General features: G+C 40.9%; 13 protein-coding genes. 8 read left to right on the top strand and 5 right to left on the bottom strand.

The features are described from left to right. Positions 1-9: 9 nt before the first annotated feature. From CH352_RS10495 to CH352_RS10475, 5 genes are all read right to left on the bottom strand, one after another. Positions 10-858: an oxygenase MpaB family protein gene (locus CH352_RS10495; protein WP_100707076.1), complete on the bottom strand. Its 849-nt coding sequence runs from the start codon at positions 856-858 to the stop codon at positions 10-12. 177 nt (positions 859-1035) lie between these two features. Beyond that, positions 1036-1965, bottom strand: a complete 930-nt coding sequence (gene cysK, locus CH352_RS10490) for a cysteine synthase A (RefSeq protein WP_100707075.1) — start codon at positions 1963-1965, stop codon at positions 1036-1038. Between the two features lie 123 nt (positions 1966-2088). Then, positions 2089-3159, bottom strand: a complete 1071-nt coding sequence (locus tag CH352_RS10485) for a hypothetical protein (protein ID WP_100707074.1) — start codon at positions 3157-3159, stop codon at positions 2089-2091. A gap of 51 nt (positions 3160-3210) precedes the next feature. Next, a complete protein-coding gene (locus CH352_RS10480; protein ID WP_100707073.1) occupies positions 3211-3768 on the bottom strand; it encodes a gamma carbonic anhydrase family protein in 558 nt (185 codons plus the stop codon). 102 nt (positions 3769-3870) lie between these two features. Continuing rightward, positions 3871-5457: an LA_3751/LA_3752 family putative glycosyltransferase gene (locus tag CH352_RS10475; RefSeq protein WP_100707072.1), complete on the bottom strand. Its 1587-nt coding sequence runs from the start codon at positions 5455-5457 to the stop codon at positions 3871-3873. Positions 5458-5516: 59 nt separating this feature from the next. Here CH352_RS10475 and lepB point away from each other — a divergent pair, with 59 nt between their 5' ends. The 8 genes from lepB to CH352_RS10435 all read left to right on the top strand — a co-directional run bounded on the left by lepB (position 5517) and on the right by CH352_RS10435 (position 12586). Next, a complete protein-coding gene (gene lepB, locus CH352_RS10470) occupies positions 5517-6074 on the top strand; it encodes a signal peptidase I (RefSeq protein ID WP_100707071.1) in 558 nt (185 codons plus the stop codon). Positions 6075-6270: 196 nt separating this feature from the next. Further along, entirely contained in the window at positions 6271-7278 is a 1008-nt protein-coding gene (gap, locus tag CH352_RS10465; RefSeq protein ID WP_100707070.1) for a type I glyceraldehyde-3-phosphate dehydrogenase, read from the top strand. A gap of 3 nt (positions 7279-7281) precedes the next feature. Next, positions 7282-8466: a phosphoglycerate kinase gene (locus tag CH352_RS19165; protein WP_100707069.1), complete on the top strand. Its 1185-nt coding sequence runs from the start codon at positions 7282-7284 to the stop codon at positions 8464-8466. A gap of 24 nt (positions 8467-8490) precedes the next feature. Beyond that, complete coding sequence (tpiA, locus tag CH352_RS19160) at positions 8491-9243, top strand: triose-phosphate isomerase (protein WP_100707068.1); 753 nt, start codon at positions 8491-8493, stop codon at positions 9241-9243. 135 nt (positions 9244-9378) lie between these two features. Next, positions 9379-9759: a preprotein translocase subunit SecG gene (secG, locus tag CH352_RS10450; protein WP_100707067.1), complete on the top strand. Its 381-nt coding sequence runs from the start codon at positions 9379-9381 to the stop codon at positions 9757-9759. After that, a complete protein-coding gene (gene lenA / locus CH352_RS10445) occupies positions 9695-10459 on the top strand; it encodes an endostatin-like outer membrane lipoprotein LenA (protein ID WP_243396346.1) in 765 nt (254 codons plus the stop codon). Before secG ends, lenA begins: the two co-directional genes overlap by 65 nt. 5 nt (positions 10460-10464) lie before the next feature. Beyond that, positions 10465-11589: an LIC_12097 family sensor histidine kinase gene (locus CH352_RS10440; protein ID WP_100707066.1), complete on the top strand. Its 1125-nt coding sequence runs from the start codon at positions 10465-10467 to the stop codon at positions 11587-11589. Between the two features lies 1 nt (position 11590). Next, complete coding sequence (locus CH352_RS10435) at positions 11591-12586, top strand: response regulator transcription factor (protein ID WP_100707065.1); 996 nt, start codon at positions 11591-11593, stop codon at positions 12584-12586. Positions 12587-12591 lie beyond the last annotated feature (5 nt).

The raw sequence follows: 12591 nt of genomic DNA, 5'->3' as shown, positions 1-12591 counted from the left end.
CATATTTTTCTAATGTGGTCCTAACTCTTCAATCAAATATCCATTCGGATAAGTAGGGTTATTTCGTTTAGTCACGTAATACGGAGTTTTTCGAGGGGGCCAAAAATATCGTAAGACAAATGCCCTGAATTTCAAAACCACATGAGTTAAAGCTGCGACGATCGGATTCGCTTTTGGAAATCCCATTGCTTCTCTAAGAGGTTTGTCCATGAGAGAATAGACTGCATGATATACTAAATATTCCAAGCCGGGGATCTTTGGAATTCTGGCAGAAGCGATTTTCATAGTCGCAAGCGCTACTTGTTCAGAATCAGGAGTGCGGAGGAATTTTTCCTTTTCGAAACTTTGATTAAACTCCAACATTTCTTCGTAGGTTTCCGGAATATTTTTGATATTCATCATTTTTCCGATCCGTTTCCAAAGATAGAAGTTAGCGAGCCTTTCTTTTTCAGTGCTCCTTCTCCAGCCGAACTTTTGGTTCCAGCGATCCGGCTCGAATATAAATGTTGTGAGAGTATAGAGAAAATCTTCGTTCTTGATCGCGTATTCTTTATGGATCTGGTTCAGCCTTCTCATAGCTTCTCTTCCTCGTTCACTGTCCAGTCCATTCTCTATAAATTCAGCGAGTATCAAAGCTGTATCGTCGTATCTCTTCTGTCCTGCGTATTCGAATCGTTTTGTTGTATTTAGTATTTTAGAAATGGAAGGAATTGCAAATGTCCTGAAGAATGAAATAGCAAGTGAGATCTCCACATCCTGAGGAAAATCATAACTTCCTGAAAGGAATACGATCTTCTGTGCATCCTTCTCCGCATCTAACTCATTGATTTGTTTTAATATTTTCAAACGGTTGAACATCTGTTTATTTTTTCCTTTGATATCTAACTTTTTATTATATCACTTTTTCGCACAGATGTTCGATTAAATTCGAAACGCAAGTATTTTATTATAATACTTTTATAACAAACGATAAAGGTATAAAAAAATCCCGACGTTTCCGCCGGGATTTCAAAATCTCAGACTTAGAATTAAATCTTAGCCGTTAGATGGAACTGGGAAAAGTCCTTCGATAGAAAGGTATCTTTCTCCTGTGTCATAATTGAAGGTAAGAACTGTAGCTCCTTCCGGAAGCTCAGGAAGTTTTTTAGCAACCGCTGCTAAAGCTGCACCGGAAGATACTCCTAAGAAAATTCCTTCTTCTTTTGCTGCACGAAGTGCGTATTCGAAAGCTTCGTCCTTAGAAACTTGGATCACTCCATCTAGTAGATCGGTGTGTAAGTTTTTAGGAATGAATCCAGCTCCAATTCCTTGGATCGGGTGTGGTCCAGGTTTTCCTCCGGAAATCACTGGGGAAGCTTCCGGCTCAACTGCGAATACTTTAGTTTTTGGGAACTTCTCCTTTAGGACTTTAGCAACTCCAGTGATATGTCCACCTGTTCCTACTCCAGTAATCAGAGCATCCACTCCGTTAGGGAAATCTTTCAAGATTTCTGCTGCAGTAGTTTCGACGTGTACTTTAATGTTTGCTTCATTCTCGAACTGTTGAGGCATCCAAGCTTTTGGATTTTCAGAAACTAGTTGTTTTGCTCTTTCGATTGCTCCAGGCATTCCCTTTTCACGAGGAGTCAGGTCGAATTCTGCGCCGTAAGCAGCCATAATTCTTCTTCTTTCCACACTCATAGACTCAGGCATAACCAGGATCAAACGGTATCCTTTTACTGCTGCAACAAGAGCTAAACCAATACCGGTGTTTCCGGAAGTCGGCTCGATGATTACTGTATCCTTAGTGAGTTTTCCGCTTTTTTCAGCGTCCTCGATCATAGAAAGCGCGATACGATCCTTGATAGAACCGCCTGGATTGCTACGCTCTAATTTAGAATATACATTGTATTTAGATCCAAAGAGTCGGTTGATTTTCACATGGGGAGTATTACCGATCGTCTCTAAGATATTATTTGCTTTCATTAGGAATTCCTACCTTTGCAGCTGGATTTTTGTGAACTTGTCAATATATTAAACATCTTTTTCAATATATCAAATGCGATCAATGAAAAAAGATCAAAACTGTCCGGATATTTCTAAGATGTGCTAAACTTCTTTCAAGACAATTCCGGCTAAAAAGGCCTCCGTTTCCGGTCGCCAGGAAAGTCCTAACCCTTTATAAACCGCATAGATGGTGGAAATATGCACATTCGAATCCCCAGGAGTGGCGGCATATCCGCGTATTTCTCTTCCATTCACTTCCAGTGCGGAGATTGGAAATACTGCATGAGAGAAAATCCGTCCGTACACTCCTCGATCTCTTCCTGAGGAGAAGATTGAGTTCGTAGAAACCAGTTCGGTGATACTTAAGAACGGATCATTATTGATCTTAGATACCAGCCATTCTTTAGAAACTTCTCTTTTTAAGCGAAGATGAAACCGGATTAGGTGCATATATGGGGAGTTGATCGTTACGGAAGAAGATCCCAATTTAATCTTAAATCCAAGATCAGCGTATACTTCGTTCAATAATCTTCCATGGTGGGTCCCGGTTTCCGATTCAGGAAGAACAAGTAAAGGTCCGGTCACGTGGGGATCATTCTTTGCCATATCCGCATCTCGACGGATCACAAAAAAATCAGCCTCTTCTAAAATGTTTACCAGCTCTTGTGGTTTTTCCGAGTAGAAGGGCCTAAGTATCCCGGCTAATGTATGAGTGTTACATGTAGAAATATGGATGAACTTAGGAGGATTTTTTTCTAAGAGTGGAGAACTTTCAGGATACAAAAATTGTGGTCCGAAAGAATGTTCACTTCCCTGAGCTATAAAAAGTTTAATCTGATCGTAGATCTGATCTGAGTATTCGGACTTTCTTTTGTCTGCGATCCCGGGCGGGGAAGAATCACATACTACAAGAGACTGGGACAATGCATCCTGTTTGGAGATCCATTCCGGAAAAAAATTTTGAACTCCATTGGAGCCATCGTCTACTATGACCCCGCCTTTTTCGAGCAGCGAAAGTATTTGAGGTATTTCAGATTTTTGTAATTTATACGGTTCTATAAATACCTGGAATCCGCCAAATTTATTTTTTAATAATAATAACAAAGAAGCCAGAGGCCAACCTATGACCCCTGTCCCTCTTAGGTATACTCCCGGAATTTTTGTTTCGCTCACATAGTAAAGTTTTCCGCAAGTTCCCTAAACGTATAGGAAAATTTTGTAAAATTAAACTATGCTGATCCTATAGGAAAAATCATCCAGATAATTGTTCTTATAGGTGACGTAATTTGCAGCGGTTCTCTCGATCAGATTCCTTTCTTCTTCAGTAATATCTCTTACGATCTTTGCGGGAGATCCCATCACCATCGCTCCCGGTGGAATGATCTTACCTGGAGTTACCATTGCGCCTGCGGCCACGAAAGAGTATTCTCCTAATTCCACTCCATCCATGATGATCGCTCCCATTCCCACGAATGAATTGTTTTTAAGTTTACATCCATGAAGAACAGCTCTATGACCCACGGAAACATTATCTCCGATCTCCACTGGATGAGTGTTTCTGGAAACATGGACCACCGTCATGTCCTGTATGTTTACATTGTCTCCGATACGAATATAATTTACGTCTCCCCGGATCAATGTTTGGAACCAGATAGAGGAATCTTTTCCGATCACTACATCCCCTACTACCAAAGAACCAGGAGCTAAGAACACTCCGTCTTTGAAGATAGGACGTTTACCCATGTATTCTAATATATTTCCGGCCAGATGTACTTCTTGCATATACTTTCCCTCGGTAGCACTCCCATTTTACAACATTTCTAGACCTAAACAAGTCCAAATTATGAATGCGTTTCTTGAGCTTAGCTAATGTTATATCAAAATCTAATTTCGCTCAAATTTTAGAATTTCTATTTTTTCTAAAGTTTGTTTCGAGATCTTGTTCCAGCCGGATCTTAAAAACCAATCTTGCATCTCGGTTCCTAATTTCTCTGAATTGTTTTTCTCTAAGGTTTGTAAAAGAGATAATGTGATCGGCTCATAACGGACCAAGGAAATGGATCCTTTTTTAGAGGAAAGGATCTTAGTTAATTCCGGAAGATCTTCTAGCTCCTCTATCCTTAATACTTTCTTACGTAAAATTTCCTGACCAAACAATGCGGATATACTCGACTCCGTTGTCAGATATATTTCCGAATTAGAGCTCAATAAGAACTCGTTGTATTTTACGTATTCCTTGGAAAGTTTTTCTTGAGTCAAAAAGTAGATCTTAGAAAAGAATAAGGTCACCAAAAATAAAATTCCCGTCAAAATCCAAACAGTCTTAGGAACTCTTTCTGAATTCTTTTTGGAGAAGAATAAAACGACGATCGGAACAATCAGCCAAGAAAGATATCTGGTCCCCCAATCTATATTGGAATCGTTTGGAGCCAGATAAGCCCCTAAAAAAAGGGAAATTAAGATCGCCAGAGAGAGTTTTTTTTCAAATTTCTCGAGTTCTTTCCAACGAATAAAAAAGTATACCAACCAAAGCAAAACCCAAGGGCAGAAGAATAAAAAACCGACTCTTGCATTTCCGAAAATAAGAAGAGAAGTGTATTTTTCGAATCCGGTATCCCAACCTATTTCTGCATTGGTCTCTATTCTAGTTCCCAAGGCGGAACCGTACAGATAATAGTTTAAAATTCCGTAAAATATCACTCCGATACCGGTTCCTATGAGTAGGATCAACCTGTCCTTATCTCTTGTAGAAACCTCGGATCTACCTTTTTGAATGAATTCAGCCAGGTGAAAAACTCCGAGGACGAAATATAAGATCGTATTCTCCGGCCGAAAGAAGAACCCGAGTCCTACAAAAAATCCTATAAAGAGACCGAGCGGCCGAGTCTTTACCGGGCAGGCGTAAAATGTGAGTCCTACACAGGTTAAAAGAAATGTAATGGAATAATCCGGGAATAATGCTGAATGGAAAAAAGCGGGACCGAAACTTAAAAATAGGACCGAAGCCCATTTTAAGTCCAGTTCGAACTTTAGGAAAAGTACTCCGATCCAAAAAAACAAAATAGAAACGTAAAATAGAAAACTATAATCTCCTAATAGACCGAATATGGAAGCGAACAGAGAGAATGCTACAGGGAAAGGTCCGGAAATTCCGTTTTGTAACTGGACCTGCCAGCTTGGAAAAAATTTACAGCCGCCTAGATCCTCTAAAATTTTACAACTAAGATACTCGCTTTTATATCCTGAATCTATGAATGCTTGTGCCTGAACGATCTTGTTCTGGTTGTCGGAGACTAAAACTGAATTTGCATCTATCTTAAATAAGAATAATGCAGTGAATACAATACAACTAAGAGGAAATAAAAACTGAAGTTTAGAAATTAGGCTTTTTCCGCCGATTGTTTCCAATGAGAAGAAGGTTCCTTTATTTTCGAATTTGAATATATGACCCTCTAAAATCTGATATTTCAACTTTTTTTTAAATAAAATCTACTTTGCCCATTTTCTATACATTCATACCCTAGCCTATAATGTTCTCATTGAAAAAAGAGTTCGGAGAGAAGGAAAAAAAATTCGATCGAAAGAAATTCGCTCAGGTTCTTTCGATCTCTCTTGTGGTTGGATTTTTATTCGCGACCGCAGTTCGAATCTGGTTTGTATTTCCATTCGTCCCAGAAACGGAAGAGATGTCTCCTGCGCTCCCTAAAGGAAAAAGAATTTATATCTCCAGATTCGTTCGAGATTCTTCCTTGTTTTTAGGGGATGTGGTACTCGTGGCACATCCGACGCAAAAAGGAAAAGTAGCTTTGGTCCGTATCATGGGAAAATCTGGAGACCAGATCTCTATCAAGGACAAGGTCCTTTACAGAAACGGCACCTCCGAGGCTCAGGAAAAATCAGACTTCTCCTTACAATTCAAAGACGCAAGGCCAGCCTTCTCCGGGACTTATTCAAGCAGGGATAATCTTTCCAACCTAACAGTAGAAGATCGAAATTACTTTCTTCTATGTGATAACCGAGACGACTGCGTGGATTCCAGAGATTTCGGCCCCATACCTTTCGAAAAGATCATAGGCAAAGTCCTTTAATTCAACCGCGACAGCGATGCGCAGGGTTTAGTCCGAAGGACCGAAGCCCGTAGCAGCGCGGTCCGGACGGAGTCCGGAGTCGCCCAAAAGCTCGAAAAAAACGGATTTTCAGGATGGTTTTGTTATAAAAACATGTATTTGAAGAGCCCAAGGCTCCTGTTTTATCAAATAACATTAAGGAAATAAAGGGAAGAAAATGACAAGAATCGCTATCAACGGTTTTGGCCGAATCGGTCGCCTGGTATTCCGTTCCGGGATCAAAGACCCAAATATTGAATTTGTAGCAATCAACGACCTAGTAACTCCGGACAACCTAGGATATCTTTTAAAATACGATTCTACTCATGGACGTTTTAACGGCACCGTTTCGCATACTGACGATTCACTTATCGTTGACGGTAAAAAAGTTCTTTGTGTATCCGAAAGAGATCCAGAAAAACTCCCTTGGAAAGATCTAAAAGTGGATTATGTAATCGAATCTACCGGTTTATTCACAGACAGAGTCGGTGCAGAAAAACATATCAAAGCCGGAGCTAAAAAAGTGGTGATCTCCGCTCCTGCAAAAGACAAAGACATCCCTACTTTTGTTATGGGAGTGAATAACGAAAAATATGATCCAAGCAAGGATCATGTGGTTTCCAACGCTTCCTGTACTACGAACTGTCTTGCTCCGATCACTAAAGTAGTTTTGGACAATTTCGGGATTGAAGAAGGTCTGATGACCACTATCCACGCTACTACTGCGACTCAGCCTACTGTCGACGGGCCTTCTAAAAAAGACTGGAGAGGAGGAAGAGGAGCAATGCAAAACATTATCCCAGCTTCTACCGGTGCAGCTAAAGCGGTTGGTCTTTGTATTCCTGAAGTTAACGGAAAACTAACCGGTATGTCTTTCAGAGTTCCAACTCCAGACGTTTCTGTTGTAGACTTAACTGTTAGAACTACTAAAGAAACCAGCCTAAAAGAAATTTCTGCAAAAATGAAAGAAGCTTCTGAAGGGGCTATGAAAGGGATTTTAGGTTATACTGACGAGATGGTTGTTTCTAACGACTTCTTAAGCTCAACTCTTTCTTCTATCTTTGATGCTGACGCTTGTATCGAGTTAAATTCCAGATTCTTTAAATTGGTTTCTTGGTATGATAACGAGATGGGTTACTCTAACAGAGTTTTAGACCTAATCCGTTACATGGCTAAAAAAGGTTAATAGATGCAACAATTACCCAGACTCGAAAACGAGGACGTCAAGGGGAAACGAGTTTTTCTGAGGGTCGATTTTAACGTCCCTCTGGATAACGGTAAAGTTTCCGACAAGACTAGAATTGAAAAGACACTTCCTACCATTGAATTATTGGTAAAAAAAGGTGCCAGGGTGGTGATCGCAAGTCACCTTGGCCGTCCTAAAGGTAAACCGGACCCTCAATATTCTATGGAGCCGGTTTACGAAGTTTTTAAAGATCTAGTTAAAACTTCCGTAATATTCTCAAAAGACGTGATCGGGGAGAATGTAGTAAAACTTTCCAAAGAACTTAAGGATGGAGAGATCCTGATTCTTGAAAATTTACGTTTTCATAAAGAAGAAGAGGAAAATAGTCCTGCTTTCGCCAAAAGCCTGGCTGCCCTCGCCGATGTTTATGTAAACGATGCATTCGGTGCTGCTCATAGAGCTCATGCTTCTACGGAAGGAATTGCACATCTTCTACCTTCTTTTGCTGGTTTGTTGATGTACAAAGAGATCACCGAACTTTCTTCTCTTCTTTCCCGCCCCGCAAAACCTTTCGTTGCAATCATCGGAGGTTCCAAGGTTTCTTCTAAGATCAGTGTGATCAAAAACCTGATCGAAAAAGTGGATCATATTTTGATCGGCGGAGGAATGGCTTATACCTTCCTGAAATCCAGAGCGATCCCGGTTGGAAATTCGTTAGTAGAAAGAGATTTCGAAGTGGAAGCTTTCCAACTGATAGAAAGAGCTGGAGTCGCAGGCGTGGACTTCCAACTTCCTGTGGATCATGTGATCGGTGATAAATTTGATGCGAATGCTAAGACCAAAACCGTAGACAAGATGGGAATTTTGGACGGTTGGATGGGAATGGATATCGGTCCTAAAACGATCGCAAATTACGAAAAAGTAATTAAGAATGCGGCTACGATCGTTTGGAACGGTCCTATGGGAGTTTTCGAATTCGATAAATTCGCAGCAGGTACCATGGCGATCGCAAAAGCGGTTTCTAAGTCCAAAGCCAGAACTGTAGTGGGTGGAGGAGATTCCATCGCTGCGATCAATAAGGCTAAAGTGGAAGATAAGATCACTCACGTTTCGACTGGAGGAGGAGCCTCCTTGGAATTTTTAGAAGGTAAAAAACTCCCCGGAGTTGTGGCTCTTCTAAAACAATAATCTAACGAATCAAAGGAAATATATATGCGCCCTAAAATTATCGCCGGTAACTGGAAAATGAATCTTTCCGAAAAGGAAGCGTTGGCACTCGCAAGCGGCCTAAAGGAAAAGTCTTCTTCTCTTCCCGATAATAAAAAGGCGGTTGTATTTCCTTCTTCCATTCATCTGGCTGCAGTTGCTCGAATATTAGAAAATTCGAAAATTGCTGTCGGAGCACAAAACATCTACCCTGCTCCTCTCACTGCTATGACTGGTGAAACCGGTCCTGATCAACTTTCCGAGATAGGTATTAAATTTGCTCTCGTTGGTCACTCAGAAAGAAGACAGTTCTTGGGTGAAACAAGCGTATTCTGTAATCAAAAGATCTCTTATCTGACTAAACACGGTTTTACTGCTGTGTATTGTGTGGGAGAAACTCTGGCAGAAAGAGAATCTGGAAATACTTTCGAAGTTCTGAAAAAACAGATCCAAGAAGGTTTAGGCTCTATTGAAAGCGACCAATTCTCTCGTATCTGGGTAGCTTACGAACCTGTCTGGGCGATCGGAACGGGTAAAGTGGCAACTCCTGCGCAAGCGCAAGAAGCCCACGCATTTATTAGAAAAGAAATTTCCGGATTATTCCAAAATGGGAAAACAATCTCGGATGCTATGCCTATCCTTTATGGCGGTTCCGTAAAAGCCGATAACGTGAAGGAACTCCTTTCCCAATCGGATATAGATGGAGGGCTCGTAGGCGGGGCCAGCCAGAAGCTGGAAAGTTTCTTAGCTTTATTCTAATTTCTTCCTACCGTCATAGGCACATGTTTAGGAATGTACTAAACGGCTTGTCAGCCTAGGGCTTGGCGGTAGTTTGGATTTAAAGCGGATTATTTCGCCAAAAAACATACCTTTTTACCTTTAGGAATTCGACTCATGGGCTTTATCACCGGAACCATTCTTGTTCTTTTCGTTTTTGTCAGTCTATTTCTGATCCTTCTTGTTATGATCCAAACAGGCAAAGGAGGAATGGGTGGAGTTCTTGGTGGAGGAGCAAGCCAATCTGTTTTTGGTTCTTCTACTGCGGATGTTTTGACTAAGGCAACTAGAGTTGCTGGACTCACTTTTTTGGCTTTATCTTTGATTCTTTCTTTCCTTTTTGCGAAGACTAGTGGATACAATACCACTCCAACGCCTGAGATCCTTCCTCCACCCGCTGCGGAAGAGGCCCAGGGCAACCAAGGAGGGACAAATGCCCAAGAATCCGCGCCTACTAACGCACCAAGCACAGAAGCACCAGCGCAACCTAAGCCTTAATTTTTATTCTTCTCCGAAGACGGCCTTTCAGGCCGTCTTCATTCTACTCCTTCTTCTTTCCTCTCTTTCTATTAACGCTCAAAACCAGGATGGGACAAAATCCCAGAATAATTCCTCCCCTTCTTCTACCCAAATGTTGAACCAACGTATCTTACGTGCGTATGAAAGCCTAAGTGTTGCCAGAGAACTTTTGAAATTCGAAAGAATGGAGGCTCTTCCGATTGGGACATTGGTAACTTGGGTGGGAAATTATCCGAACCGTAAAGGTGTGAAGATCACTAAGTTCTCCGTGACCCAGTCTGCCTCTCCTGGAGGGATAGAGAGAGCGGAAGAAAAGTCCATTCTTCTGGAATTTAACGGATCCACTCTTTCCAAGGTGGTTTCTGAAATTAAAACCGCAAATTATTCCGCAGACGATACGATCATGATCCGGATGACGGACACTACTCCTTTGGATAATAATGTGGACGATCTGGTGATTTACGCGGATAAGAACGGTAGAGAGGCAGAATATCCTCTGAATTACCTACCTGATGAGGGGGTAAACCGGGATAGATCCGAGTTTAAGAAAGAATTTTACTTAAAGCTGATCGAGGATTTTTTCGTGCATGTTCTAAGACTTCAGGAAATGCAGTCTCAACATTCTTCCAGAAATCAAAAAAAATTACTGCAAAGTTATAAAGAATCCCTAGAATATTGATCCGGATGTCATCCCTAATGGAAAACCTCCACGAAAGAGCGGAGGAACTCCAAGCAATTCTGGACGGAATCACGGAGCCCCTAGTTCTGATAGACTCAGGCTTCCGGGTCCGTCGTGTAAATAAGGCCACTCTCGAATTTTCGAGTGAGCCTGACTTCCCTTCTATCCTCGGCAGAAAGTGTTACGAAATTCTGTACAACCGTTCTGCAGTTTGTCCTTACTGTCCGATGAAAGATCATCATGAAAATGAACCCGACTTTGATGCTGGGTTCGAAGGAAAGGGAGAAGTTGGGCGTGAGATATTTCACGTAGCGAACGATCAAAAAGAGACCTTATATTTAGATTTTTTCCCAATTCGTAAGGATGGAAGTATAGTTTCGATCGTAGAAAAAATCAGTAATATCACTCGTATCAAAGAAAAAGAAGAAGAGAACCTTAGGATACGTAACCTTGCTTCCCTTGGTATTTTTATCTCCGGTGTAGCCCATGAGTTGAATAACCCACTTACGGGTATGAGCCTCACACTTCAAAACTTGATGAATAATCTATCAAGCATGGATCCTGCGTTTTTCCGTAAAAGATTAGAGATGATCAAAGAAGATCTTACTCGTGCGGCGATGATCGTGTTGGATGTGATCAGTTTTGCTAAGCCTGACAAATTAGTAACTACAAATGCAGATATTCATGAAACCATAATGAAGGCAAAGGACTCTGTTACTTGGGTCTATCCCGTTCTTTCTAAAAATACTGAATGGGAAATTTTAAGCGAACCTGGCATGACCTTCCAATTTAATCCAGTCAAGATGGAGAGATTGTTTATTAATCTTTTCAAAAATTCTCTGCAAGCTTATGATTACGGAGAAGGTAAGATCAAAGTAGAAGTCAGGCGCACTCGTAATATGATGCATATTTTTGTGGAAGATACCGCTGGAGGAATTCCGGAAGATATGCTGGATAAAATTTTCTCTCCATTCTTTTCCAAAAATAAGTCCGGGATCGGAACAGGTCTCGGACTTTCCATCTGCCATTCCATCGTAAGGGAACATTCAGGAGAATTAACTGTTCGTTCTTATGATAGAAGGACCAGATTTAAAATTTCTCTTCCATTAGTACAACCAAAAGGAAACTAAATTGTCCAATCATCGTATCTTAGTAGTAGAAGATATACACTCCATCCGGGAGGCAGTAAAAGATATTCTGATCCGAGATTACGAAGTTTTCGATGCGGAAAATTACGATGAGGCGGTTAAAATTCTTTCTAACGAACATATAGATCTGGTAATCACTGATATACGTATGCCAGGAAAGTCTGGGTTAGATCTGATCAAGACCATCCAAAAGGAATATCCTTCCGTCCAGTATTCCTTGATGACCGCTTATAATATTAACGATTACATTAACTTCGCTTACCAACATGATATCTGGAATATCATTCCTAAATATTCTTTTTTGGATATCAATCTGATCACAGTGATGGTCAAAAAACTTCTCTACAAAGATATTTTCGGAGTAGAAAAATATTTCGGTCCGGACTTCAAGATCTTAGAAGGAGAGGGAGAAGAAGTATTCTTAGTTCCTCCGGAAAACGGGATCGTGTTCCGCAAGATCAGCTCTGATAAAGACAGGAATTATATTTGCAATCGTGTTGGTAAATTCCTGATCGAAAAAGGAGCTCCCAATGCAGTTCATCAGATTCTAGAAGAGTTAACTTCTAACGCAATGATCCGCGCTCCAAGAGACTCCAAAGGAAATTCAAAGTATCAGTATGAACTTCCATCTAGAGACCTTTTGGTTCCTTTGGAACATATTCAACTCGCAGACACGGATTATTTTGAAATAGGTTATGGGATTGCGGAAAATTCATATATTGTTGTAGTTCGAGATCATTTCGGTTCTCTGAACAAAAAAGAAATTTTAAAACGTTTGGACAGACATATTACTGTAGATAGTCCTACAGGTTTGCCTGCAGGACTCGCGGATTCTCATGGTCGAGGTTTGTATATCTGTAGAGAGATCTCGGACCAGTTGATCTTTAATATAGAGAAGGACACAAGGACGGAGATCATTGCGTTACTGGACAAGCAGACAAATAAGGGTTATAAGTCACTTTCGATCTACGAGGTTTGAGCACC

The sequence above is a fragment of the Leptospira hartskeerlii genome, from assembly GCF_002811475.1.
Taxonomy (GTDB): Bacteria; Spirochaetota; Leptospiria; order Leptospirales; family Leptospiraceae; genus Leptospira_B; species Leptospira_B hartskeerlii.
Note: the sequence above shows the minus strand (reverse complement) of the source record. Positions and strands in the feature narration are given on the sequence as shown.

Excerpts from the sequence above, each read along its gene's own strand:
- CH352_RS10480 (WP_100707073.1), bottom strand. The coding sequence starts at position 3,768 with ATGCAAGAAGTACATCTGGCCGGAAATATATTAGAATACATGGGTAAA.
- tpiA (WP_100707068.1), top strand. The coding sequence starts at position 8,491 with ATGCGCCCTAAAATTATCGCCGGTAACTGGAAAATGAATCTTTCCGAA.
- gap (WP_100707070.1), top strand. The coding sequence starts at position 6,271 with ATGACAAGAATCGCTATCAACGGTTTTGGCCGAATCGGTCGCCTGGTA.
- lenA (WP_243396346.1), top strand. The coding sequence starts at position 9,695 with ATGCCCAAGAATCCGCGCCTACTAACGCACCAAGCACAGAAGCACCAG.
- CH352_RS10440 (WP_100707066.1), top strand. The coding sequence starts at position 10,465 with ATGTCATCCCTAATGGAAAACCTCCACGAAAGAGCGGAGGAACTCCAA.
- CH352_RS19165 (WP_100707069.1), top strand. The coding sequence starts at position 7,282 with ATGCAACAATTACCCAGACTCGAAAACGAGGACGTCAAGGGGAAACGA.
- CH352_RS10495 (WP_100707076.1), bottom strand. The coding sequence starts at position 858 with ATGTTCAACCGTTTGAAAATATTAAAACAAATCAATGAGTTAGATGCG.
- secG (WP_100707067.1), top strand. The coding sequence starts at position 9,379 with ATGGGCTTTATCACCGGAACCATTCTTGTTCTTTTCGTTTTTGTCAGT.
- lepB (WP_100707071.1), top strand. The coding sequence starts at position 5,517 with ATGTTCTCATTGAAAAAAGAGTTCGGAGAGAAGGAAAAAAAATTCGAT.
- cysK (WP_100707075.1), bottom strand. The coding sequence starts at position 1,965 with ATGAAAGCAAATAATATCTTAGAGACGATCGGTAATACTCCCCATGTG.